General features: G+C 46.7%; 20 protein-coding genes. 13 read left to right on the top strand and 7 right to left on the bottom strand.

The genetic code is table 11. From position 1 onward, the window contains the following. Positions 1-53 precede the first annotated feature (53 nt). Complete coding sequence (locus tag F0L74_RS27345) at positions 54-1457, top strand: undecaprenyl-phosphate glucose phosphotransferase (protein ID WP_149841081.1); 1404 nt, start codon at positions 54-56, stop codon at positions 1455-1457. 46 nt (positions 1458-1503) lie between these two features. Here F0L74_RS27345 and F0L74_RS27340 read toward each other — a convergent pair whose 3' ends face one another. Beyond that, complete coding sequence (locus tag F0L74_RS27340) at positions 1504-2310, bottom strand: FkbM family methyltransferase (RefSeq protein ID WP_149841080.1); 807 nt, start codon at positions 2308-2310, stop codon at positions 1504-1506. 160 nt (positions 2311-2470) lie between these two features. Between F0L74_RS27340 and F0L74_RS27335 the strand changes: the two genes are divergently transcribed. Then, positions 2471-2977: a VOC family protein gene (locus F0L74_RS27335; RefSeq protein WP_149841079.1), complete on the top strand. Its 507-nt coding sequence runs from the start codon at positions 2471-2473 to the stop codon at positions 2975-2977. A gap of 275 nt (positions 2978-3252) precedes the next feature. On the opposite strand, the gene F0L74_RS27330 is transcribed toward F0L74_RS27335, so the two are convergent. Beyond that, complete coding sequence (locus tag F0L74_RS27330) at positions 3253-3822, bottom strand: hypothetical protein (protein WP_149841078.1); 570 nt, start codon at positions 3820-3822, stop codon at positions 3253-3255. A 234-nt stretch (positions 3823-4056) separates the two neighbouring features. Continuing rightward, on the bottom strand, positions 4057-4302 hold the full coding sequence (locus tag F0L74_RS27325) for a TonB-dependent receptor plug domain-containing protein (RefSeq protein WP_246197824.1): 246 nt from the start codon (positions 4300-4302) through the stop codon (positions 4057-4059). Between the two features lie 100 nt (positions 4303-4402). Between F0L74_RS27325 and F0L74_RS27320 the strand changes: the two genes are divergently transcribed. Then, positions 4403-7528 (top strand): PQQ-dependent sugar dehydrogenase, encoded by a 3126-nt coding sequence (locus F0L74_RS27320; protein ID WP_149841076.1) that lies wholly within the window; start codon positions 4403-4405, stop codon positions 7526-7528. Between the two features lie 38 nt (positions 7529-7566). Beyond that, the gene (locus tag F0L74_RS27315) at positions 7567-8337 is read left to right on the top strand and encodes a phosphosulfolactate synthase (RefSeq protein ID WP_149841075.1); all 771 of its coding nucleotides are present in this window, start codon (positions 7567-7569) and stop codon (positions 8335-8337) included. 35 nt (positions 8338-8372) lie between these two features. Here the strand turns inward: F0L74_RS27315 and F0L74_RS27310 are convergent, their stop codons facing one another. Beyond that, complete coding sequence (locus tag F0L74_RS27310) at positions 8373-9098, bottom strand: HNH endonuclease (protein ID WP_149841074.1); 726 nt, start codon at positions 9096-9098, stop codon at positions 8373-8375. 139 nt (positions 9099-9237) lie between these two features. On the opposite strand from F0L74_RS27310, the gene F0L74_RS27305 reads away from it, so the two are divergent. From F0L74_RS27305 to F0L74_RS27285, 5 genes are read left to right on the top strand one after another with little or no spacing between them, the layout of a single operon-like run. After that, positions 9238-10065, top strand: coding sequence for a DUF5672 family protein (locus F0L74_RS27305; RefSeq protein WP_149841073.1), 828 nt, complete (start codon positions 9238-9240; stop codon positions 10063-10065). Next, positions 10062-11051 carry a nucleotide-diphospho-sugar transferase gene (locus F0L74_RS27300; RefSeq protein WP_188316193.1) on the top strand — a complete coding sequence of 330 codons (990 nt, stop codon included), beginning with the start codon at positions 10062-10064 and terminating at the stop codon, positions 11049-11051. The genes F0L74_RS27305 and F0L74_RS27300 overlap by 4 nt, the downstream gene beginning before the upstream one ends. Then, positions 11035-12051, top strand: coding sequence for a glycosyltransferase (locus F0L74_RS27295; protein ID WP_149841072.1), 1017 nt, complete (start codon positions 11035-11037; stop codon positions 12049-12051). Before F0L74_RS27300 ends, F0L74_RS27295 begins: the two co-directional genes overlap by 17 nt. Beyond that, entirely contained in the window at positions 12048-13028 is a 981-nt protein-coding gene (locus F0L74_RS27290) for a glycosyltransferase (RefSeq protein WP_149841071.1), read from the top strand. The genes F0L74_RS27295 and F0L74_RS27290 overlap by 4 nt, the downstream gene beginning before the upstream one ends. Further along, positions 13018-13698 carry a hypothetical protein gene (locus tag F0L74_RS27285; protein ID WP_149841070.1) on the top strand — a complete coding sequence of 227 codons (681 nt, stop codon included), beginning with the start codon at positions 13018-13020 and terminating at the stop codon, positions 13696-13698. The genes F0L74_RS27290 and F0L74_RS27285 overlap by 11 nt, the downstream gene beginning before the upstream one ends. On the opposite strand, the gene F0L74_RS27280 is transcribed toward F0L74_RS27285, so the two are convergent. The 3 genes from F0L74_RS27280 to F0L74_RS27270 form a co-directional block, all read right to left on the bottom strand. Continuing rightward, positions 13699-14235, bottom strand: coding sequence for a DUF4974 domain-containing protein (locus tag F0L74_RS27280; RefSeq protein ID WP_149841069.1), 537 nt, complete (start codon positions 14233-14235; stop codon positions 13699-13701). A gap of 166 nt (positions 14236-14401) precedes the next feature. Further along, a complete protein-coding gene (locus F0L74_RS27275; protein ID WP_149841068.1) occupies positions 14402-15559 on the bottom strand; it encodes a FecR domain-containing protein in 1158 nt (385 codons plus the stop codon). Positions 15560-15606: 47 nt separating this feature from the next. After that, entirely contained in the window at positions 15607-16164 is a 558-nt protein-coding gene (locus tag F0L74_RS27270) for an RNA polymerase sigma factor (RefSeq protein WP_149841067.1), read from the bottom strand. Positions 16165-16856: 692 nt separating this feature from the next. On the opposite strand from F0L74_RS27270, the gene F0L74_RS27265 reads away from it, so the two are divergent. The 4 genes from F0L74_RS27265 (at position 16857) to F0L74_RS27250 (ending at position 24255) form a co-directional block, all read left to right on the top strand. Next, positions 16857-20240, top strand: a complete 3384-nt coding sequence (locus tag F0L74_RS27265; protein WP_149841066.1) for a SusC/RagA family TonB-linked outer membrane protein — start codon at positions 16857-16859, stop codon at positions 20238-20240. A 45-nt stretch (positions 20241-20285) separates the two neighbouring features. Then, complete coding sequence (locus F0L74_RS27260) at positions 20286-21737, top strand: RagB/SusD family nutrient uptake outer membrane protein (protein ID WP_149841065.1); 1452 nt, start codon at positions 20286-20288, stop codon at positions 21735-21737. A gap of 176 nt (positions 21738-21913) precedes the next feature. After that, positions 21914-23284 (top strand): thioredoxin family protein, encoded by a 1371-nt coding sequence (locus tag F0L74_RS27255; protein WP_188316192.1) that lies wholly within the window; start codon positions 21914-21916, stop codon positions 23282-23284. A gap of 44 nt (positions 23285-23328) precedes the next feature. Further along, positions 23329-24255 (top strand): alpha/beta hydrolase, encoded by a 927-nt coding sequence (locus F0L74_RS27250; RefSeq protein WP_149841063.1) that lies wholly within the window; start codon positions 23329-23331, stop codon positions 24253-24255. The last annotated feature ends 318 nt before the right edge of the window (positions 24256-24573 follow it).

Below are 24573 nucleotides of genomic sequence, written 5' to 3'. Positions count from 1 at the left end.
CTACCGTTAACAGCAGCTATGATCGATAAAGGCATTCACCAATGTAATATGTTATGAAACCTGGCGCTGATACAAATTTTTATATAAGGCTGTTCATAGATTATGCGGTGCTTACGCTGGCATTCCTGGTCACCCGGCAGTATATTGCCGCCAAAGGCGATGTCTTCTTCTCAGGGTTTAACGGGTTATTGCTGTGCATCAGCCTCTGCGCGTGGACGGCCATCGGGTTGTTTGTGCATTTGTATGATGATTTCCGCACCCGCTCCTTTGCCTTTGAATTTGTGGCCATCCTCAAAGCGGTATTGCTGCATGCCAGTTTCTTTACTTTCCTGTTCTTCTATTGTTTTAAATTCTATCCATATCCCCGTACATCTACGCTGTTATATAACGCACTGGCTTTTACGATCATCACCATCACCAAGTTTGTGGTTAAACAGTCGCTGCTACGTCTGCGCGCCCATGGTTTTAATGCCAGGAACGTGCTGATCGTAGGCGCCGGCGAGGTAGGTATGAGCTTTTACGAGACCATCCTGTCCAATGACCATTTTGGATACCGCTGCGTAGGCTTTGTAGATGAAGAGACCCAAACGCATTTGAACGGGCAATACCTGGGCAAGGTATCAGACCTGGGCCGTATACTGGAAGAGCATAGTGTGGACGATGTAGTGGTAGCCCTGCCCGGCGGCCCCAGCGCCATGCTGGAGAAGATCGTGGCCCTTAGCGAGCAGGAGGCCAAACGGGTAAGGATCGTGGCGGACTGCTACCGCTTCTGCACCGCAACCGCCAGTATGAACCTTTTTGGTAACCTGCCTTTATTGACCATCCGTACCTCGCCGCTGGATGATATGGCGCACCAGCGTTTTAAGCGCATCTTTGAAGTCTGTATTACGGTGGTGCTGTTTATTACGGTATTCAGCTGGTTATTCCCCATCATCGCGCTGCTCATCAAACTTAGTTCCAGGGGGCCGGTGCTCTATAAGCAGGAGCGCTGGGGCATGGGGAATCAGAAGATCATCTGCTACAAGTTCCGCTCTATGATCAACGATTGTGATATGGTAGATGCGCATGGCCGTTACCTGCAGGCCACCCGTAATGATGACCGTGTTACGCCTATTGGCAGGTTCCTGCGTAAGACCAGCCTGGATGAGCTGCCCCAGTTTGTAAATGTGTTGCAGGGCGATATGGCGCTGGTAGGCCCGCGGCCGCATCCTACGCCTTTACACGTGGAGGCTAGGAGCACGGTACAGCATTATATGCTGCGGCACCAGGTAAAACCCGGTATCACTGGTTGGGCACAGGTAAATGGCTGCAGAGGGGAAACCCAGCAGTCCGGGCAAATGCAAAAGCGCGTGGATCTGGATCTTTGGTATATAGAGAATTACAGTTATTGGCTGGATTGCCTGATCATTTTCCAGACATTTATGAATATGATAAAAGGGGATAAGGAGGCGTATTGATCGTACCGTTGCGGCGGCATCACGCCTCACCCTGGAAGGTTATACATCAGCTATTACACCGGATAGCCACAATATTCTGAAAAGCGAAGATCTCATACTGCAGCGCATTATAATCCCCCAATGGCTGCAACCCATCCGGTAGCAGGCGGTAAAAATCATAACCGGCTAAGATCTCCACCAGGTCTTTAAAGAACGTGCGGGAGATGATGTTCATCTCATTAAACTCTATCTGTATCACATCTGCCAGGCCTTGTGATAAGGTACGCTGTGCGCCCTGGAGCACCGGCAATTCATGGCCTTCCGTATCTATTTTCAACAGGGCAATACGGTTGATCCGGTGCCGGTCTACAAATTCATCGATCGTAGTCAACACAATGGCGGACGCCTGTGCTTCTCCATGGTGCAGGTCCTCTATCACCGCTTTATACATGCTGGCATGCTCAGAGCCGCCGTTACCGGAATAATCGTAAATAATGGCGGTGCTGGCAGTGGCGCCCGCGCCTTTGGGCACAGGGGTAAAAGCATGTATTTCCGCCGCGGCAGCCAGCTGCTGGTAAGCGGTGGGGTGGGGCTCAAAAGCATAAATAGGCAATTGGATCTCATGTTGCCGCAGCATAATGGAGTAGTGGCCTATGTTGGCCCCTATATCCAGTATCACGCCGGTATGTAAGCGGCCGGTGGCTAAGAGATAACGGATAAAAGCTTTTTCGCCGGATAGATGATCATTTTCATAGTTCCGGATGCCTAAGCCAGACAGGCTCAGTTTATAGAGGAAGAGATGCAGGGGATAAAATGCCTTCCGCGCAAATAGGAAAGCATAGGTCTTTTTAAAGGATCTCGCCAGCGCTGTCATAAGCTACAATTTACTTATAATCACCCGCCGGCATCTGTTCATTTTATTCATTTACGTCGCAGCTGCCCCCTTAATATGTCGCGTTTACACACGTGCTGTTTCCGGCTACGGTTCTACCTTTGGTATAGTAGATCAGTTAAAGTAATTAAAACATTATACCATGGCAAACAAAACCACCGTTCAAAAGATCTCTTCCTGTATATGGTTTGATACACAGGCAGAAGAGGCTGCTAAATTCTATACATCCGTTTTTAAGGATGGTAAGATAGGCCGCGTTAGCTATTACGGCAAAGAGGGATATGAAGTGCACAAGATGCCGGAAGGCACGGTGTTGACCGTTGAATTTGAAATAGGCGGACAATCATTCCTGGGCCTCAATGGCGGCCCCATATTTAAGCCCAGCGAAGCCATTTCGTTTGTTGTGAATTGCGGATCACAGGAAGAACTGGACTATTACTGGGACAAGCTGTCCGAAGGCGGCGATCCTGCCTCCCAGGTATGTGGCTGGCTGAAGGACAAATTTGGCGTATCCTGGCAGGTGGTGCCTGCTGTGCTGGCAGATCTGATGACCAGCGGCGATAAGGGCAAAGCGGAGAAAGTGATGGCGGTGGTGATGCAGTCAAAGAAACTGAATATCCAGGAGCTGGAGGCTGCGTTTGGAAAATAGGGCTGGTATGCGGGTACTGCCCGTGAGGGCAAGGCTGCCAATGTTATAAGGCAGTCAAACGCTTCGAAGTTGCCAATGCTCCTGAACAATGGTTGGCTCCGGTGTAATATCTTCATTCTATATTCTTACTCAACCATAGCGGAAACTACCGCTGCCGTTAAAGCCCATTCCTCAGCGGAATGGGCCCCGGCTGGCAGAGGTGAATCATGAGCTGATACAGTTGTTGCCTAAGCTGGAGCAAGGGGAAGTGCTCCGTAAAGTGGGATTTTGACGCGCTATGGTTGTGCAAACAATCCTGCAAATTCAAGCGGTGAATATTTTTTATTTCGATAAGCATAATACTCATTGGCTATTTCTATTACGCCCTTTTTTTCATCCGTGATGATCTCGAAGTAATATTGGTAGATCGTTTTGTTGTTGACTACCATTCCAAATTCAAACGGATAGATTTCATCCTCAAAATATTTCATGTTCCAGGTTGTTAGTTTAACTCCTGTAGTATCATATACTATTATAGGCATTGATAGACTGATCCCGCTAATTGTACTACAACTAATTGTCAGGCTATGCCTGATATTCGGATTGATAAGGTATAGATCAATATCATACAGGCCTTTTCTCATACGTATAGGAACAAGCTTAAAGATTGGCAGTTTGATCTCGCTATCAATTGGCGATTTATGGTCATTAGCCATTTGAATTATATCCGTATGCGTTAATCCCTCAATTACATTTTTTCGCCTCTTCTTTGCGGTGAAACGTTTACTAAGTGGGATTATATAAAAGCAGGTACTAATTGTTTTAAGGGTCACTGACCATATTGTAGAGAACAATTCGAAGGACATAATATTAGTATAATAATGTGGAAAATTGATATACGCCAGTCTAACTAATGAATATTGATCAGCTTCTCGAATTTTATATATTACTGCATTGATATTTAATTTATGAAGTCCCGGTTTATTTGTAGTCCGGCTTCCACCTGGAATTGTAATGTGAAGATCTGTATAACCTGTATCCCCAATCATTTAACAGAGCAATCATCATTTCTGAGGGCATCTTTACAGTATGCCCTAATATTACTGTGTAGTTAATACAGCTAATTTTTGCGTTATCTTTCCCCAGCCGGTTCTTAAATTAATGTCAGTTGTATGTCGCTCTGCTTTCCCCTTTTTGGTGGTAATTTGAATGGCGCCAGTAGCAGCTCTTGATCCATAAATAGATGTTGCGTCAGCATCCTTTAAAATATCTATACGCTCAATATCCAATGGATGCATAAAACTAATTGGATTTTCAGCGCCCATAGCCCATAACCGCCTTACCATCCGCATTCGTTTCCCAACCTGTGGAAAAAATCCCCACCTATTTATTATCTTGTCGCTCCGTCAAACACGTTGTGTACCATAAATAATATTGATAGAGATAATGACACGAGCCGTACCGCACTTATTACACCGCCGCCTGTTTCGCCTGGCGGCCTTATTACTCTTAACCACCCTTTTCTCCTGCACGCAACGCGTACCGCCGCACATCCTGGTCTTTACCGCCCGGGATAGCGCCGCTACCGCAGCGCTCACACGCCTGCAGCAGGTTAGCAGCTCCCAGAAATGGGCGCTGGATACCACCAGCTCCGCAGACCGTTTCACGGAAGATTCCCTGCGGCAATACACGGCGGTGCTTTTCCTGCACATGCCCGTAGATACGCTGGATTATATCCAACAGGCAGACCTGGAACGTTTTATCCAGGCCGGCGGCGGCATAGGCATCATTAACGCCGCGCCGGATACGGTGATTAACTGGCCCTGGTATAATACCATCAACCAGGACCGGCTTGCAGCCGCCAAACAACCCTGGCAAACAGCATATGATGGCGGCCACTGGTATTTTGGCGACCTGGAAGATGAGGCCAGCACAAAACAAACCCTGGAATACATTGCTGCCAATGGCGCCTTAAATTATAACAACGCCACCACAGAACGCGTACCGGAAGAGAACCGCTTTGTAACAGAAGTACTGGATACCTACCTCTATGAGCCCATGGAAATGGTGATCTTCAAAGACGGCAAGGTACTGTTCCTGGAGCGCAGGGGAGAGGTAAAGCTCTACAACCCTGCCACCAGACAAACAAAGAACATTGCCCATTTCGATGTAAGCATAGAAGGTAACTATGAAGATGGTATGTTAGGCGTAGCCCTGGACCCTGATTTCGACAACAACCACTGGATCTATATCAACTATTCCCCCGCCGGTAATGTGCCTAAGCAGAATGTATCCCGCTTTATTTATAAAGACGATTCCCTGTACCGGGCTTCTGAGAAGATAGTACTGGAGATCCCTACCCAGCGGGAAACCTGCTGCCACTCCGGCGGTCACCTGGAGTTTGGTCCGGGTAATAACCTGTACATCTCTGCCGGCGATAACACCAGCTCCAAGGAGTCAGACGGTTTCTCGCCCATTGACGAGCGCCCGGGCCGTGGCCCCTTCGATGCGCAGAAATCATCCGGCAATACCAACGACCTCCGTGGCAAGATCCTGCGTATCCACCCGGAGCCTAACGGTACCTACACGATCCCGGATGGCAACCTGTTCCCAAAGAACGGTTCCAAAGGCAAACCGGAGATCTATGTAATGGGCACCCGCAACGCCTTCCGTTTTACCGTAGATAAACATAACGGGTATGTATATTGGGGGGATGTGGGGCCAGACGGCGGCCAGGCCTCCGACCGTGGCCCGCAAAGTTATGACGAGTACAACCAGGCCAAAAAGCCGGGCAACTACGGTTGGCCCTATTTTGTGGCAGACAATAAAGCCTATGCGGATTTTGACTTCGCCACCAATGTGATAGGCCCTAAGTTCGACCCCGCCCGCCCGGTGAACCATTCGCCCAACAATACCGGCGACACCGTATTGCCGCCCGCGCAAAAGCCCATGATCTGGTACCCTTATGGCGAATCGCCGGAGTTCCCCATCCTGGGCAAAGGCTCCCGTAGCGCCATGGCAGGGCCGGTTTATTATTATGATGATTTTAAGGACGCAAAAAGCCGCTTCCCTAAATACTTTGATGGTAAGCTGTTCATTTATGAATGGGCCCGCAGCTGGGTAAAACTGGTGTCTTTTGACAAAGACACACTGCTGTCCCGCATAGCGCCTTTCCTGCCGCAACAGACCTGGTACAAACCCATCGACATGAAGTTTGGCCCGGATGGCGCATTGTATGTATTACAATACGGCGCTAACTATTTTGAGCATAACCAGGACTCACGTTTGGTGAAGATCAGTTATGTAGCCGGCAACCGTCGCCCTAAAGCGGCTGTTACGGCAGACAAGTCCGTAGGCGCCGCCCCGCTGAAAGTACAGCTCTCTGCCGCCGGCTCTATGGATTATGACCATGATGCGCTCAGCTATGCCTGGGATGTGGAAGGCGCAGGCGCCAATGGCAATACCGCCACCAACACTGTTACATATACCAAACCGGGTATCTATCATCCCAGGGTAACGGTAACGGATAAGGATGGCCAGTCCTCCACCGCTTCCATAGAGATCAAGGTAGGCAACGAAGCGCCGCAGGTAAGCATTAGCCTGCCTGGCGCCAATACCAGCTTCTGGTATGAAAAACAATCCCTTAAGTATGCCGTAAACGTAACAGATAAAGAAGACGGGCAGATCAACGCCGGCATACAGCCCGCGGCCGTATTTGTATCGTTCGATCACCTGGAAGAAGGCAGCGATCTGGCCCTGCTGGCCTCCAACAAGGACCTGGCCGGCCGTATTGAGTTCCTGCGCGGTCAGTCCCTGGTAGCTAACAGCGATTGTAAATCCTGCCATAACCCAACAGCCCAGAACATAGGCCCTGCTTATACGGCGGTGGCCCAGCGGTATAAAGGCCAGCAGGATATTACAGACAAGCTGGCAGACAAGGTACTGGCCGGCGGCAATGGTAACTGGGGCAAGAACATGATGGCCGCCCATCCCCAGCATACCCATGAAGAAGCCCGTGAAATGGTGAAATACATCCTGTCTTTCAGTCAGCCGCCACTCAAAAGCCTGCCCGTGACTGGTCAGGTAAACACCGGAAATGCCCAACGCGGCAACTATGTCTTCCGCGCCAGTTATACGGACCATGGCAGCGCCATGCCCGGCAGCCTTAATGGCAGCGCCCTGCTGATCCTGCGCCCTGCCAGGGTAGAAGCGGAGGAGTTTGAGCTATCGCCCAAAGCCGGCGTACGGCATGATGACGGTACCAATATGACCTTTGTAGAAGGCACGCAGAACGGCGCATTTATGCACCTAAGCGATATTGACCTTACCGCCATTGACCGGCTGCAGTTCAGCGCCAACGCGCCCGGCGCCGGCGTCACAATAGAGGTGCATGCAGACAGGCCCGATGGTCCCCTGTTAGGCGCGGCGCCGGTAGCGGCTGCTACGGCCTTCCAAACGGTGACTGCACCCATAAAAGGCGCCAGTGGCCGGCATAACGTATTCCTGGTGTTCAAGGGTAATGGAGATGCCCGGGCTATGCTGGATTGGGTATACTTTCAACGGAAAGGGTAGAAGCGCTATCTTTGCCCCCGGAATTAAAAACAGACGCTATGAATTTTAACCTGGAGAAGATACCGGCACGTACGCAACAGCCCCGCGCTTATGGGCTTACCATGGTCACGGATAAAGGCTTAAGCCCGCAGGATACCAAAGATTTCCTGTCGGTGGCCGCCCCGCATGTGGATATTGTAAAGCTGGCCTTTGGCACCGCTTACGTAACGCCTAACCTGGGGGAAAAGATAAAGATCTACCAGTCTTATAATATTCCCGTATACTTTGGCGGCCTGCTGTTCGAAGCTTTCCTGGTGCGTAACCAGTACGAAGACTATATCCGGGCCATCAAGGAATATAATATCAACTATATCGAAGTATCAGACGGCTCCATCGAGATTCCCCATGCAGAGAAATGCGGGTATATTGAGAAGCTGTCCAAGCTGGGCACCGTGCTCAGCGAAGTAGGCTCCAAGGATAAGGACCGTCAGCATATTACGCCGCCTTATAAATGGATTGAGCTCATGAAAGCGGAAATGTCTGCCGGCGCCCAGTACATCATTGCCGAAGCCCGCGAAAGCGGCACCGTAGGCCTCTACCGCGATTCCGGCGAGGTGCGCGAAGGCCTGGTACAGGAGATCCTGACCCAGATCTCCCATGAAAAGATCATCTGGGAAGCGCCGCTCAAAAGCCAGCAGCTGTATTTCCTGGATCTGATCGGTTGTAATGCCAACCTGGGAAATATCTCATCTCACGAAGTGATCGCATTGGAAGCCATGCGGATAGGGTTGCGAGGGGATAGTTTTCATTTTTATCTGGGCGGAGAATAAGATATCATACAAAAGGCCCCGTAACAGGGGCCTTTTTAATTACGCCGTTGTTTGTCTGCTATAATGGTCAACAACCGTTGATACCGCAGGCTCATTCTTTCTTCCATGGCGGTGGAGCTGGATGGCAAGCTTTCCAGCTGTTGCCGGGTTAATCCAAGCCGGATGCTGGCTGTCCTTTCCTCACCTTTTACTACATCCCGGCAATAGGTAACATCAATATCTTCCCCTTCATAGGCCATACTAAAGATCACCACCAGCTGCTGCATGTTAAATAATTCTATATACGCATATAACACCCCTGTTTTATTGTTGCCGTGCAGGTGAATGATATGGGACACCTCTTCTGTTTCCGGAACAATATGGTCCGGGAAGTAGTAAAAAGCAACCGGCTTTGTATGCTCGCCCTTTACAAAAGCTTTTACCTGTTCACAATATTGCCTGGGATAACCTTTTGATAGGTAATAGTTCAGGCAGATCTTGGCAATGGCGCGATAATAGGCAGGGTGGGTAGGGTTCACCCAGGGTGTTTGCGTGGGGGCGGTTGCCGGGTGTGTACCGCGGTCCAGCGGGATGTTTAATAAATAACCAAAACGCCCCAGTTGAGCAGCCAGCACATTGTCTATTGTTTGACCAAAGGCCTCATTGCAGGTTTTACATAACAGGTTATATGCTTTCCGTTTGCCGCCTATGGCATTAGGGATGATATGTTCTATTGACTTGTTACGCCGGTTCAGCGTGGTGTTACAACTGTAGCATTGCATTCTTTTGCGTTTAGATAACACGATCCGGTGCAAAGGTAATCATGCATGGCCGCAATTGCCCCTTTGCGGAAAACTATCCCCCATCCCCCTCATTCCCAACAAATTACCTTATATTTAACCATATTAATCCCAGATTGTCATGAGAGCCGATCCCAAATTATGCGTGATCATCCCTGCTCATAAATCACGCCTTACTGTAGAAGAAGCTATTTCATTACAGGCATGTTACAACCGCCTGCAACATTATCACTGCTACCTCCTGCATGGAGCAGATGGCTTTTCGCCGGAGGAGTACCTGGACATCCATCCGCAGTTAAAACTGAAACGGGTGCCAGCCAACTGGCTATCATCGGTGCAGCAGTATAACCGCATGAAGGTAAATCCTTCCTTCTATGAGCTGTTCCGCGACTATCAGTTCATGCTCACCTACGAGCTGGACGCCTACATCTTCAGCAACGACATCACCGCGCACCACGGCTTTGACTATGACTATATTGGCGCCCCTATTTTTGAGGGCTACCAGCAGGCGGCGCCGGATGCGCCTTTCCATGGCGCGCTCAATTCCGGGTTCTCCATGCGTAATGTGACCGCCTGCCGGGTGATGCTGGACAAGCTGCAGCTGTACAAGGCCTGGTGGAAGAAAAACAAGTTCCTGTTGGTGAACTTCCCTTTTCTGCGGCGTGTCGTCAACCCCAATTGGCGCAGCGTAATGGATCATGATCATCTCCGCGGTTATTTAAAAGGCGGTTACTTCAATGAGGATATTATCTGGTCAGAGGTAATACCGGCCCTCTTCCCTTCTTTTAAAGTAGCCCCGCCGGAGGCGGCCGCTTTGTTCAGTTTTGAAGTGAACCCGGAACGCCTGTACCAGCTCACCGGACAGCTGCCTTTAGGCTGTCATGCCTGGACCCGGTTCCCTGCTTTCTGGAAAAACCATATTCACGAATTTATCCGTACGCCTTCATGAGTTATACTGTACAATCTCCTGTGCTGCTGCTCACCTTTAACCGGCCGGATCTGGCGCTACAGGTTTTCCGCCAGGTGCAGGCAGTAAAGCCCGCCCGTTTATACATTGCTGCGGATGGGCCCCGGCCGGGCGTAGCTGCTGACCAGGACTTATGCGCGGCCGCCCGCCGTATCTACGACAATATCAACTGGCCTTGCCAGGTACATAAGCTGTTTAACCTGCAGAATAAAGGCTGTAAGATAGCCGTGGCAGAGGCCATTACCTGGTTCTTTGAACAGGAGGAGGAAGGGATCATTCTGGAAGATGATTGCCTGCCGGCAAACGACTTCTTCTATTTCTGCGATGCCATGCTCATGCGTTACCGGGATGATACCCGGATGATGAACATCACCGGTACTAACCTGCAGATGGGGCAACAGCGGGGCAGGGGTAGCTACTATTTTTCTGAGTACAGCCATATCTGGGGTTGGGCCAGCTGGCGCCGCGCCTGGCAGCATTATGATGTGCACCTGGCTGGTCATGAAGCAGCGGAAGTGGGGCGGCAGCTCCGGCATATTTTTACAGACCGCTTCCTGGTAGCCGGCTGGGTCGATATCTTCAAACGCCTGCAACGGGGCGGGATCGACTCCTGGGATTATCAGTTCAATTTCACCACCTTTTTCCAGCATGGGTTATGTATTACGCCTAATGTGAACCTGGTCTCCAACCTGGGTTTCCGGGCAGATGCAACGCATACCTATCATAGCTGGAAAGATCATGCGGCGTTGCCCACCGGCGTACTGCCCAGGCCACTGGTGCATCCGGATCTGGTCATCCCGGAAAAGGACGCCGATTATTTTTTCCTGGCAAAAGACTTTTTCCTGGCGGAGAAATGGCGGAAATTTGAGAAGGACAAACTGCTCCGCAGACGGTTCAAACGCTGGGCCCGTAACCTGTTTAAAAAAGATCCCCAACGCAATAATAGCGCCGATGTCATTAGTACATGAACATATCCGCTACTCGCTGGTCATCTGTACGTATAACCCGGAAGAGCGTATCCTCCAACGCTGTCTGCAAGCCATCGCAGCGCTGGATACCACCGGTTTTAATACAGAGGTGATCCTGGTAGATAACAACTGTACCATCCCCCTCATCTCTCAACCTTATATACAGGCCTTTTTACGTCAGCTGCCGGATCTGCATATCATCGCGGAGCCGCAGCAGGGTGTAAGTTATGCCCGTATTGCCGCCATTGGCGCTGCCCGCGGCGAATACATCGTATATTTTGATTACGACAACGAACCGGAAAGCAGCTATCTGCAGCAGCTCAACCGGCTGCATATCATGTACCCCATGGTGGGCGCCTGGGGGCCGGGTAAGGTGCAGGTGGATTTTATTGACGGCATCAGCCCGGAGATAGAGGAGTTTGCCCGCGGCGCTTTCCAGCAGCGGAACGAGCGTAAGGTCAACTATGCTTTTGAGCCGGACTGGCAACCCTGTTACCCTTTTGGTACAGGGTTGTGTACAAAGGCGGCTATCTTAAAACAATACGCGCAGTTTGCCCGTTTGGGCACTTTTACCTTATCCGGCCGTAAGGGGCATTTATTGACCAGCGGAGAAGACACACAGATGGTATTGCTCTGCCTGCGGGAAGGGTATGCCGCCGGCGTAGCGCCGGAGCTGCAGCTCACCCATATCATCCCTGGCAGCCGGGCCAATGTGGCCTATCTCCGCCGCCTGGTATATGGCGCTTTTGCCTGTTATGCCCCCAGTTGGTTAGAGGTATTTCCGGATCTGCAGGAGCAGCTGGAGCGGCAGCTGATGCCCGCTTCTGCATTCTCCTGGCGGGCATTGGAACAGTATGTATTGGCCAGGTGCAGCCGCCGGCCGTTCAAGACCTTTCAGCTGGTGGAGTTTATCGCTACGCAGGCGGGTACCTACCAGGCATTGAATAAACCGCTGCCGCCGCTGGTGCGTGGCATCATAAAATACCTGCACGTTGCATGAAGGGGATCACCGTGATCATATGCTGTTATAACAGCGCGGCCCGTTTGCCGCGTACACTGGCGTGTTTACAGGCGCAGGTAGCGCCGCCGGATTTCAAATGGGAGATCGTACTGGTCAACAATGCGTCTACGGATGATACGGTGGCGGTGGCGCAGTCTATCTGGAGTAGGGAGTTTCCTACCCGTACGGTATGCCGTATTGTGGAGGAACCTATACCCGGGCAGTACTTTGCACGGATGAGAGGGGTATTGGAAGCGCGTTATAAGGTGGTAATGTTCTGTGATGATGATAATGAGCTGGATAAGGATTATGTGTATCAGGCCTGGAAGGTAATGGCCAAAGACGACCGGATCGGGGCGGCCGGCGGGCAGATCCATCCGGTAACGGATGCCGCCTCCTGGCCGGATTGGTTCGAGGAGTACAAAGACAAATATGCCACCGGGGTTCCCGCCCCCCAGTCCGGCGATGTATCACACCGCGGGTTTGTGCTGGGGGCCGGGATGATCACCCGGCGGCATTTGTTTCTCCAGGTGTTCGATGAGCGTTACCCGTCTTTGCTGAATGGCCGCCATGGCAGCTCTCTCAGCACGGGGGATGACTTTGAGTATTGTAAACGGCTGCTCCTTTGGGGCTATACCCTCTATTACGAGCAGTGTTTAAAGATACATCATTTTATCCCACAAGAGCGTCTTACGTTCAATTACCGGGAACGGTTGATGCAGGGTATCCTGGCGTCCCGTACGGTATTGTCAGAATATGATAAGGCCCTTATCCTGCAAAAGCGCAACCAGCATAAAAACAGATGGCGGCTGTTGCTCTTGGGGCCGTTCAGGATCTTGTTTGCCCGCCTCGGGCTCTCCAGCCGCAACCTTACGGATGAACGCCTGGTATTCTTTTACCTGGCGCCTTTTACTATGAAAGCAGACCCGGTAAAAACGATCATTAAACGATTTATTCAGCATCAAAATGACCTATAAGATCTTTTCCTTCTACAACCGTTTTGTAAACCCACGGGTACCTATGTACCAGCGGGCGGTATTTAAACATTTTGGTTATGAAATAGCGCATATTGTGAACGAGGCATTCAGTCATGGGGATTTCCTTAACCATATCTGCCGTACGGTGCAGGATACGGACTATCTCATCTTTTTTGATATTGACTGTATCCCCCTAAGAAAGGACTGGCTCAAACTTTTGCTGCATGATCTGCAGGAGCCGCATACCATTGCCGGCGCCGCGCAAACGGCCAATCATCTGCGTAATGCGCAGAACCTGTATATCTCGCCTTTTTTCTTTGGGGTGTCTACGGCTTATCTGCGGCAATTGGGTTACCCGGATATGCGTATGAAAGGCGATATGGACGCTGGTCAGAACCTCACGGAACAGATCATCAAAAACGGGGGACAGGTGAAGTACTGGTGGCCTACGCATATCGAGGAGGAGCAATGGTACCTGCATCATCCGGAGCACAACAAGTTTGGGTTGGGTACTACGTATAATGATGCGGTATATCACGCCTTTTTCTCCCGGGTCGATCTCTCGGACCGGTTTATCCGCAAATGTAATGGCGTATTACCCTGGTATACCCGGTGGGCGCTGCGTACACGGCAACGGAAGTGGCAGCCGCCGGAGGGGCATCCCTGGTAATCACCTGAGGTGTACAGCGCCGGTGCTGTCAAAATAATATCGGATACGGCCGCTGCGGGTAATGTCTTCCAGCAGGTGCTGTAAGGATTGTTTATCATTGATAACACCGGAGAAATGTTGTTCCGCTATTTCGCGGCTGTCGATCTTTACCTGTACGCCATACTGTGCCTGGATGATAAGGCCCAGTTCAGTCAGCGTTACTGCGCGGAACAGGTATTCTTTGGTGGCCGGCTGCACGGTGCTGGTGCGGTAGTTTTGGTACCACATAGAGAACAGGCCGCTGCTTACTACCAGCAGCATAAAGATCGAGGCGTAGCAGATCATTTTCCGGTTGGACTGTTTGGGGACTATTGCAAATTCTTCGTTTGGAAAGGTTTCCCGGGCGGCTGCCAGCAGTTGCTGGGCCATGGGATTATCCTGTAAGGTGCGCCGGATATAGTCGTTTTCCCATCTGGAAGTAAAACCTGCCTGCTGGCGAAGTAAGAGTTCCAGGAATTCGTCGGCATCAAATGGGAGCATTGTTACTTGAGGGAGCATGAGGTTATTGTATTGTTTCGATGTGATGAATGATAATCAATCCCAAAAACGCATTCTAAAAAAACGCGTACTATTCTGATAATGATATGATAGGGAAATAGTCCGGAGAGACTCATTTGGGGAGGTATTTTGCTAAAACAAACGGATACAGGTCATTGGGGCTGCATTATTTAAAATGCAATACCCCTTCTTCGTCAAAATAATAGTCTACGTTCATGATCTTCTTCATCTTCTGCAGGAATACGGTAATGGGTTTATTCCGGTTCACCATTCCTGAGAAGCGTTGTTCCCGCATGGCGGCATTTTCTATTACTACTTTTACGCCAAACCAGCGCGGCAGCACTTTTACGATATCGTCAAAGGTGGCTTCTGTAAAATAGTATTTGCCCATGCGCCAGCCCAGCACTTCGTTCTCATCGAACTTATGAAGGGTAGGGGCATTGTCGTTGCGGGTGTATAGGGCCTCCATGCCGGGTTTGATAGGCGTTTCGCCGGTGGGGGTCTTAAAGTTCACGGCCCCGTCTACCAGCGCTACGCGTACCTGGCTGGAGTCGTAGCTGTTTACGTTAAAGGTGGTGCCCAGTACGCGCACGGCGCCGCCGGGTATGTGTACGATAAAGGGTTTAGCCGCATTCTGGGCTACCTCTATAAAAGCTTCCCCGTTTACGCTTATTTCGCGGGTATTGCCGCTAAAAGAGAAGGGGAATTGCAGTTTGGTAGCGGCGTTCAGCCACACCTTGCTGCCGTCGGAGAGCACAATGCGGTAATCCTTACCTATGGGTACGGTAAGGCTGTTCATGCTCACGCTATTTGAATGAGTAGCGGTATTGGCATCCGCCGTCAGGGACAGCGTTTTATTACGGTTCAGCAGCTGGGTGCTGCCTATGTTAATATTGCTATCTGTAGCCTGGGAGAGGTTGATCACGTCACCGCTGGACAGTTTCAGCTCAATAGCGTCCTTATTGGTGGCCAGGCGGGCCATGGGCGCCGGCGCCTTGTCTTTATTATTCAGGAAATAAATGCCAACACATAGGCAGCTGAGCACTGCGGCGGAGGCGTATACCAGTACCCGCCTGTTATTCCGGCGGACGTGTTGGGATCGGGCCAGCAGGTCTTCACCTTCCGCCCAGTCCCAACTTTCCACTCGGCTAAAGTTGGTGGCAATATCGTGAGAGTTGAATAAACTTTTGATGCGCTCAAATTCTCTCTTCACGGCTTCATCTTCGCTGATCAGTTGTTCCAGGCAAATGTCTTCTTCCTCGCTAAGGGTGCCCGCAAGTTTGCCTGTGATCAACTGGTGTATATATTCCTCGCTTAATCGCATGTTAACTCAATAAACGCATTTCAGACCGCTTCCGGACTATCTCAGTATCAAATATTTTGTAAGCGTTGCCGCAGGATCTTTACGGCGCGTACCAGCTGGTTACGCACGGTGTTGGGGCTGATGCCCATCTGGGAAGCTATTTCATTGCGTGATTTCTGCTCCAGGTAGGTAAGCCGGAAAACCTGGGCGCTCATGGGCGGGACTTGATCAATGGCATTGTTCAATTGCAGCCTTAGCTCCTGGTTGGCAAGCCTGTCTTCCGGCAGGTACAGGGGCTCGTATATCATGGAGATGCGTTCCATCCTTTTCTGACGTACTTTTTTCCGCCGTACTTTATCAAAGCAGCGGTTGCGTATGCTCAGGTGCAGATATGCTTTTATGTTGTAGGGAGGGCCTATCTGGCGGAAGCGTTGGTTAGACCAGAAATCGATGAAGAAATCCTGGATTAGATCCTGCACTTCTTCTTCGTCTTCGAGTATGGTCATCGCAGCAATGGCAAGCCATTTGCGGTGCGTGTTATACAAGGTAGTAAAAGCGCTGGAGTCGCCTGCTTTTAGCTGTTCTAGTAAGAGTCTATCCTGTTCGTTACCTGGCATCTTTGACATGATTGACACATAATGCGGGTTTCACAGCATAGCTAACCAAAGGCATAGGAGAGGAGTAACAGATTGGTTGATCGTCTTTCATTCACAAAACAATTTTCCCGCATTATTACTAATGCCGCTGCTATGGCTGTTCTGCCTTAGCACTAGCGTTCGAATGAGCAGGAAGTTAAACTTAGATTAAATGGATGTTTGTGTTCTTTCGTCCCCCGAGATAGTTATGACAATCCCCAAATATTCTCGCCGTAACCATTAGCCAACACACTATAAAAACCGTTGCTGGTTAAAGTTAGCGCACAAAATACACGTTTAAGTGAATTTTTCGTTAACAAATTTGTGAACGGTTCGTTAACGGGATAGTCTGCACGACTACAAACGAGTAAAATAAGCATAAGACCCGTTTTAGATAAATTTTATATCTCATATAAAAACAAGCTTTCAGATTCGCGATATTTTAATGTGTTGCTCTTTTTTTGAATGTTATTCAATGAAACTCCTCTTTCGTTTAAATGTTAATGAACAATTAACAAATACTTAATGATGAATTCAAAAAAATAACTTACGCAAAGGTGGTACGTGGGAATTTTACCTGCGTTTTATGATCAGAACGTCATGTGAACATTTATTGGGACCTATACCGCTTACAGGCGTACGAAACACATTTTGTCGATCATCTCTTAAATTAAAAGAGTTATATGCAACCAACGCTACATCGCAGGAGCTGTATTTTTTACAAGCTTCTTTTAACTGCACTTGTTTTAGCCTGCTCTCCTTTCGCCAACCATCTTCAAGCCGCCCGGCAGCCAACTTCACAAGATCTTACGGTAACTTATTCCGGAACTAATGTACCACTTGGCCAGGTGTTCAAGGCTATTCAGAAACAGACCGGTTACATTGCTATGTATAATGTAGCCGCAACTAAGATAGATACGAAGGAAAAAGTGACGGTGAACTTTAATAGTACACCGTTGGGACAGGTAATGGATATTATTCTTCGTGGGAAGAATCTGGAATGGCAGCTGGATGATGAGAGTATACTCATCTTTATTAAGAAGGAATCGGACAGGCCAAAAAAAAGTCCCAGCGAGGGAGATAGTACGATTGTGAGGCAATCGTTGACGGGGAAGGTGACGGATGCGGATGGGAAGCCGATAATTGGGGCGACGGTGGTTGTGAAGGGGACGACTAATGGTGCGACAACGGATCCGGAGGGGAATTTTAGTTTGGCGAATGTGAAGGGGAATGCGGCGTTGGTGATTAGTTCCATTGGGTTTCAGACGAGAGAGGTGCCGGTGAGGGGAAAGACGATATTGGCGCAGTTGAATGTGATGATAAATATTCTTGATGAGCAAGTGGTTATTCCTTATGGGACAACCACTAAACGGTTAAGTACAAGTAATACTGTAACCATTAAAGCGTCGGAGATCGAAAAACAGCCAGTGGGAAATCCTTTACTGGCTCTACAGGGAAGGGTGCCGGGCTTATTTATTACTCAATCAACCGGGTTGCCTAATAGTGGAGTTACTGTTCGCATACAAGGGCAGAACAGTATAACAAAAGGTAATGACCCGCTATATGTAATTGATGGTGTTCCTTATACTTCTCAACTGTTGCCTACACTAGCTACCAATATTTTAGGAAGCTCTGGAGGGGCTCTGCTAAACGGTGTGAATAGCGGAAGTGGAAATCCCCTAAGCTTCATTAACCCAGCGGATATTGAATCAATAGATGTATTAAAGGATGCTGATGCGACGGCAATCTATGGCTCGCGTGCTGCCAACGGAGCGATACTTATTACTACAAAAAAGGGAAAGTCAGGGGAAACAACTGTAAGTGTAAATATGCAAACAGGCTGGGGAAAAGTTACAAGAAAATTGGACTTGATGAATACCCAGCAATATCTGACTATGCGCAGAGAGGCAAAAAAAAATGATAATGATCCCATTTTCGCTACCGATTATGATATTAATGGTCTCTGGGATACAACGCGTTATACAGATTGGCAGAAGGAGCTAATTGGAGGAACAGCAAAATATACAGATGTACAAGCATCAGTTGCCGGTGGTACTGTGAATACTCAGTTTTTGATCGGAAGTGGATATCATAGGGAAACAACAGTTTTTCCAGGTGATTTTGCCGATGAAAAAGGAAGTTTTCATATTAATATCCGAAATACCTCAATTAATCAGAAATTTCAGGTGCTCTTCACAGGTAACTATCTTATAGATAACAATAAGTTGATGGGCACAGATTATACTTCCACGGCTTTATCGCTTGCTCCAAATGCACCAAATCTTTATAATCAGGATGGTAGTATAAATTGGATGCCGAATGCTTCTGGTTCTTCTACGTTCTTCAATCCACTTGCGCAGTTAAACCGGAAGTATAGGAATAGAACTACTAATTTAATAAGTAGTCTTACGTTAAGTTATCAATTATTACCCGATTTTGAAATCAGATCAAGTTTTAATTACACAACTCTTAGATCAGACGAAATTTCCACTCAGACATTAGAGGTGTCGGCGCCAGAAATAAGACCCACTGCTCAAAGAAGTGCCAGCTATGGTGATGGGTACATTAATTCTTGGATTATTGAGCCCCAGGGCGTTTATAAGCGTAAGATAGGAAAAGGACAACTGGAGGTTTTACTTGGAGCAACGTTTCAGCAGAATAGTAATAACAGACAAGAATTCAGTGCTGCCGGTTTTAACAGCGATGCGGTACTTGAAGATATTAAGTCCGCCTCGAACGTAACTGTTGCTGCAACCCTTACATCTGTTTACAAATATAGTGCAGCATTCGGACGACTGACTTATAATTGGAAGGATAAATATTTGCTGAATTTGACGGCCCGCAGAGATGGGAGCAGCCGTTTTGGATCGGAAAACCAGCTGCACAATTTTGGATCTGTTGGACTAGGGTGGGTTTTTTCAGGTGAACGCCTGATACGTGATCACCTGCCATTTGTTAGCTTTGGTAAATTGAGAGGCAGTTATGGTACCAGTGGTAATGATCAAATAGGTGATTATCAGTATCTTAACTTATATCGAACAATAACTTTAGGAGTACCTTACCAGGGATTTACAGGTATGGAGGTTACTAGTATTCCTAATCCTCATTTACAATGGGAGGAGACAAAAAAGGTGCAGTTTGGCCTCGACCTGGGATTGATCGGAGATCGTATTATGTTAATTGCAAATTATTATCAGAACCGCTCTTCCAATCAATTATTGTCTTATAGCTTGCCGGCTATCACAGGGTTTGGCTCTATTTCTGCAATCAACTTTCCTGCAACTGTGGGGAATTTTGGCTGGGAGTTCTCCATAAATACTGTGAATATAAAGGCAAATAATTTCAATTGGTCAACTGGTTTTAACTTAACTATACCCAGAAATAAATTGATTGAATTTCCAAATTTAGAAACATCTACGCTGGCGGACGTTCTAGTTATAGGAAAACCTGTCTCCATTATTCGTGCATATAATTTATCAGGTGTGAATCCTGCAACGGGAGAGTATCAGTTTCGAAATGCCAAAGAGGAACCAACCACATATCCCGATTTTTCAACTGATCAGACACAGTTGATAAATGTTGATCCAAAATATTACGGTGGCATTAGAAATAGCCTAAGTTACAAAGGAATTGAGTTAGATGTTCTTTTGCAGTTTGTAAAGCAAACAGGTCGGGATTACTCATTAGGATTGGGGGATGTGCCGGGAGTCTTGAATGCGAATCAACCAGTAGCGCTAGTGGATCGGTGGCAGAAGCCAGGGGATGTCGCGAAGAGCCAAAGATATAATTCAAACTATGCTCTGTTTTTACCTTTTTACTATGCATCGAATGTAAGTAATGCGGCATATGCAGATGCCTCCTTTATTAGAGTGAAAAACGTGTCATTATCTTATGAGTTGCCTTACGGTTTAAAGAAGAAAATGCATTTAAGAAATTGTAGGATATATGCCCAGGCGCAAAATTTATTTACTATAACGAAGTATACAGGATTAAATCCGGAGAATGGAAACACAATTAGTTTGCCTCCGCTAAGAATGATTACAGTTGGAATTCAGGCAACATTGTGATTAATTTAATAGATATTCTTTTGATTTAAATTAAAACACGTAACAATGGATAATAAATTTAAGATAATATATGGAAGGTTTGGGCTTGTCAGTAGATTTGCAGGAGTTATTTTAATACTTCTGTTTCATACTTCCTGTAAAAAGTTTATAACGGTTGAACCACCGATTACTAGTATTAATGAAGGTAATATATATGCTAGTGACGTAACTGCAGCATCTGTTTTAACTGGGATTTACTCGAAGATGAGCAACAATTCTATTATAGCAAATGGATCAGTTCTTTCACTGTCAGTCATTCCCGCGCTATCCGCCGATGAACTCTCTCTCTACTCCAGTGTAACAAACACTACTTATTTATCTACATATAGAAATTCTTTGTCTGAAACAGTAGTTGTTGATTTTTGGGGAGTATTTTATAGTATAATATACAGTTGTAATTCCGCCGTTGAAGGATTGACCAGCTCTGGAACACTGTCTCCAGTTGTAAAACAACGATTATTAGGGGAAGCGAAATTTCTAAGGGCTTTCTCTTTCTTTTATCTCGTTAACTTATACGGTGATGTACCGCTGCCATTAACAACAAATTGGGAAGAAAATGCTTTATTGTCTCGTGCATCCAAAGAGGAAGTATATAATCAAATTATTCAGGATTTGGATGATGCCCGACAATCATTGGCCGATATTTATTTGTCCGGGGATATAAGGAGTGAAACCGCCGATAGAAGCAGACCCAACAAATGGTCGGCCACAGCATTATTGGCAAGAGTATATCTATATAAAGGAGATTTTCCAAATGCTGAAAAAATGGCAACAAACTTAATTGAAAATGTTGCGATGTATAAATTGGTTGAACTTAATGATGTTTTTAAAAAGGGTAGTGCGGAATCAATCTGGCAATTGCAACCTACTGCATTGGGTGAAAATACGCAGGAGGCGAGAATGTTTATAATTCCGGAGACAGGCCCCAATGCTGATAGATGGCCTGTTTTTTTAAGTGATACGTTGCTTAATAGCTTTGAAAAGGGAGATCTTCGCAAGATCGATTGGGTAGATAGTGTAATGGCAGACAATATCGCCTATTTTTTTCCTTATAAGTATAAGGTTGAGAAGCTAAATGAACCGGTTACGGAATATTCTACAATGCTGAGATTGGCGGAACAGTACCTCATCAGAGCGGAGGCCAGGGTAAAGAATGGAAACGTACCAGGAGCGAAGGCTGATTTAAACGAAATTAGACGAAGGGCTGGATTGGCTGATATAAATGATAGCAATCCCGAATTACTGTTAGGTGATATCCTTCACGAAAGACAAGTTGAGTTATTCACGGAGTGTGGGCATCGTTGGCTTGATATAAAGAGAGCCAAAAAGGTGGACGATATTATGAACGCAATAACACCCAGGAAGGGAGGTGTATGGAAATCTAGTTGGCAGTTTTACCCCGTATCGGTATTAGAATTACAGCGTGCTCAAAATTTAGATCAAACCCAGGGCTACTAAGCTCATGGAAAATAGATAAAACGGCCTCCATCTACTAATGGAGGCCGTTTATGTTTTTGTAAGTATTTATAAAATAGAAATACTTAGTTGGTGCAAGTGGAAATACTTAGTTGAGGTAGTACATGTTATGCTCAAGTGCGTTTATAGAATGAACGTTTACAATTATTATGAGGAACATGAAACTTCTAATATTCGTTTTATTGACATTGCTACCTGGTATTGTATATTCTAATTATAAGGTAGGTCCGGCGTATAAGGTTACCGGGAGAGGCGTGAGTTTCGAAAAGCAATTGAACTGGCAACAGATAAAGGAAAGAGCAAGAGCCGAAAATAAGTACATATTTGTAGATGCATATACCACATGGTGCGGACCTTGTAGGGCTATGGATAGGGAAGTTTATCCCAATGAAAAGGTTGGCAACTCCCTTAATAGTAAATTTATTTCTGTGAAGGTTCAGATGGACACGTCGAAAATAGATGACTCACGTGTGAAATTTTGGTATGATGATGCGAGGGCGATAATGAAGGAATTTAGCATAAGCGCATTTCCCACTTTTCTTTTTTTTTCGCCGGATGGAAAAATCGTTCACAGGGCAATAGGATATAAAAACATCGACGATTTTATTGCGCTGGCAGAAGACGCCACTAACCCTCAAAGACAGTATTACACTTTACTTAATGAGTATAACGAAGGCAAAAGGGATTACAAGGTAGCGAACTATTTAATGAATATAGCAACAGGAATAGGTGAAAAAGATCAGGTCGACTCTATTGCCCGGGATTATTTGGTCAACTACCTGGAGACAATGAGCGACGATAAGTTGTATACTCGGGAAACAATTCAGTTTCTTGCTTCTTATCCCAAGTTAGTCACATCAAAGAGTAAGCTATTCAGTTTGTTATACCACAGGCAGGGCGACATAGATACGATGGTGCATTCAAAAGGGTTTGCACATTCCATGGTGAAGTATATAGTGTCAAAAGAGGACATATATCCAAAGTTATGGAAGGATCCGGAACACTGGACGAAAAGTGAGCCGATATCAGATCGGCCAGATTGGAAGAAGATGACTGACGTTATTAGAACAAAGTATGATGCAGAATTGGCTGATGAGGTTATTTTAGACTCGCAGGTGATCTGGTATTATAACTATCGAAAGGATTGGCGTATGGCGGCTCAATACTTTATAAAAAGAAATGAACGCTACGGTTTTGCTAAAACTGGGATGGGAGCTCTTGACGTAAATGAAGCGATATGGTATATAATTTTTGTGAATAGTGATGACAAAGATGTGATCGATAAGGGAATTGTTTATGCCAGGTCAATAGTTGATGCCTTGGAAAAGGAGGGGTTAAAAGGATTTAATATGGCCTCGGTAATAGATACTTATGCAAATCTCTTATATAAAGCAGGTAGAACAAAGGAGGCAATTGAATGGGAGGAAAAAGCAGTTCAGTTGTCAGTGGATGATAAAGACCCTGATAGAGTTCGGGAGTTTCAGGAGATAATAGGAAAGATGAAAGCCACGGTTCCAACCTGGCGATAAAAAAATAATACTTTTATAGTACGTTATATTTAAACTTCGGAATAATGCTCAGAATTTTAGGAGTATTGGGTTTAATGTTGTTGTCAATGCTTCAGCTATACAGTCAGGTAAAGATACCACTGTATGGAGATTCTATAATAAATAGCATTGGGACGAAGGATATCAGTGATGAACCGGTAATAACGCTGTATCTGCCACCTAAGGCAAAAATAAATCATTCAGCCGTGATCATTTTTCCCGGTGGGGCTTATAGTTTTCTTGCGACCTCAACCGAAGGTACTCCTATTGCTGAAGCATTTACGAAAAAAGGATTTGCTGCCTTTGTAGTTAAATATCGGTTGCCAAATGAAACCACAATGCGCGATAAAAGTATGGCCCCTTTGCAGGATGCGCAGCAGGCCATAAAATTGGTGCGGCAACGTGCAGGAGAATGGGGCTTGGACACCAATAAAATAGGATTAGTCGGTTTTTCTGCTGGCGGCCATTTAGCCTCGACGCTCGGTACACATTTTGCAACCAATTATATCCCCAATAAAGAGAAGACTAATTTGAGACCTGACTTTATGATATTGCTCTATCCTGTTATTAGTATGGACAATAGTTTGACCCACCGGGGATCCAGAGTTAGCTTATTGGGTGATGGGCCATCTATGGACAAGGTCCTGTTCTTTTCCAATGAAGAGCAAGTGGATGCTAATACCCCTCCTACTTATTTAACGCATACGGGAGATGATGGGATTGTGGATGTAGCCAATAGTATTGAATTTTATAAAGCTCTGCAACGAAATGGAGTTGATGCTCAATTACATTTGTTTCCCAAAGGAGATCATGGATTCATTCAACGATTGCCGATAAATGAGTGGTTGGATCCAATATTATTGTTTCTTGCGAAAGAAGGAATTGTTAAAATGAACAATATATCTGATACTGTTTTGGAAGATGTAGATTCGTCAATAAAAGAAACAAATTAGATAATGTTGTCTATATGCTAGCGCAACATTAGTTTGTGTGTTATCAACTTAGGAGTTTACTTTATGGTATGACTGACTTGTAAGGCTGCTATTTAGCAGCCTTACGTGTTTCTGCCTGTGCCCGAATAGATAGTTGACAACTGTCCAAAATGACCCAAAAAAAAATGCCAAAAGTGATAATGCTGTTTCCATTAGAGTTATCTAAATTCGAGTTAGTAATTTATCCACAAAAAAGTTAAAAGACACAACACATTTTAGCCCATATTTGAAGAACTCAAAATAACAGCTATGCATAAAGGGAAGTCGAAGCATCAACTA

Origin of the sequence: Chitinophaga agrisoli (assembly GCF_008386695.1) — a bacterium.
In the GTDB taxonomy this organism is placed as follows: domain Bacteria; phylum Bacteroidota; class Bacteroidia; order Chitinophagales; family Chitinophagaceae; genus Chitinophaga; species Chitinophaga agrisoli.
This window is presented reverse-complemented; position numbering and strand designations above follow the sequence as displayed.

What these genes read in the sequence shown, in the direction of transcription:
- F0L74_RS27315 (WP_149841075.1), top strand. Translation starts at nt 7,567, where the DNA reads ATGAATTTTAACCTGGAGAAGATACCGGCACGTACGCAACAGCCCCGC.
- F0L74_RS27345 (WP_149841081.1), top strand. Translation starts at nt 54, where the DNA reads ATGAAACCTGGCGCTGATACAAATTTTTATATAAGGCTGTTCATAGAT.
- F0L74_RS27330 (WP_149841078.1), bottom strand. Translation starts at nt 3,822, where the DNA reads ATGTCCTTCGAATTGTTCTCTACAATATGGTCAGTGACCCTTAAAACA.
- F0L74_RS27260 (WP_149841065.1), top strand. Translation starts at nt 20,286, where the DNA reads ATGGATAATAAATTTAAGATAATATATGGAAGGTTTGGGCTTGTCAGT.
- F0L74_RS27290 (WP_149841071.1), top strand. Translation starts at nt 12,048, where the DNA reads ATGAAGGGGATCACCGTGATCATATGCTGTTATAACAGCGCGGCCCGT.
- F0L74_RS27300 (WP_188316193.1), top strand. Translation starts at nt 10,062, where the DNA reads ATGAGTTATACTGTACAATCTCCTGTGCTGCTGCTCACCTTTAACCGG.
- F0L74_RS27335 (WP_149841079.1), top strand. Translation starts at nt 2,471, where the DNA reads ATGGCAAACAAAACCACCGTTCAAAAGATCTCTTCCTGTATATGGTTT.
- F0L74_RS27270 (WP_149841067.1), bottom strand. Translation starts at nt 16,164, where the DNA reads ATGTCAAAGATGCCAGGTAACGAACAGGATAGACTCTTACTAGAACAG.
- F0L74_RS27255 (WP_188316192.1), top strand. Translation starts at nt 21,914, where the DNA reads ATGAAACTTCTAATATTCGTTTTATTGACATTGCTACCTGGTATTGTA.
- F0L74_RS27310 (WP_149841074.1), bottom strand. Translation starts at nt 9,098, where the DNA reads ATGCAATGCTACAGTTGTAACACCACGCTGAACCGGCGTAACAAGTCA.
- F0L74_RS27280 (WP_149841069.1), bottom strand. Translation starts at nt 14,235, where the DNA reads ATGCTCCCTCAAGTAACAATGCTCCCATTTGATGCCGACGAATTCCTG.
- F0L74_RS27265 (WP_149841066.1), top strand. Translation starts at nt 16,857, where the DNA reads ATGCAACCAACGCTACATCGCAGGAGCTGTATTTTTTACAAGCTTCTT.
- F0L74_RS27325 (WP_246197824.1), bottom strand. Translation starts at nt 4,302, where the DNA reads ATGGTAAGGCGGTTATGGGCTATGGGCGCTGAAAATCCAATTAGTTTT.
- F0L74_RS27305 (WP_149841073.1), top strand. Translation starts at nt 9,238, where the DNA reads ATGAGAGCCGATCCCAAATTATGCGTGATCATCCCTGCTCATAAATCA.
- F0L74_RS27295 (WP_149841072.1), top strand. Translation starts at nt 11,035, where the DNA reads ATGTCATTAGTACATGAACATATCCGCTACTCGCTGGTCATCTGTACG.
- F0L74_RS27320 (WP_149841076.1), top strand. Translation starts at nt 4,403, where the DNA reads ATGACACGAGCCGTACCGCACTTATTACACCGCCGCCTGTTTCGCCTG.
- F0L74_RS27250 (WP_149841063.1), top strand. Translation starts at nt 23,329, where the DNA reads ATGCTCAGAATTTTAGGAGTATTGGGTTTAATGTTGTTGTCAATGCTT.
- F0L74_RS27285 (WP_149841070.1), top strand. Translation starts at nt 13,018, where the DNA reads ATGACCTATAAGATCTTTTCCTTCTACAACCGTTTTGTAAACCCACGG.
- F0L74_RS27340 (WP_149841080.1), bottom strand. Translation starts at nt 2,310, where the DNA reads ATGACAGCGCTGGCGAGATCCTTTAAAAAGACCTATGCTTTCCTATTT.
- F0L74_RS27275 (WP_149841068.1), bottom strand. Translation starts at nt 15,559, where the DNA reads ATGCGATTAAGCGAGGAATATATACACCAGTTGATCACAGGCAAACTT.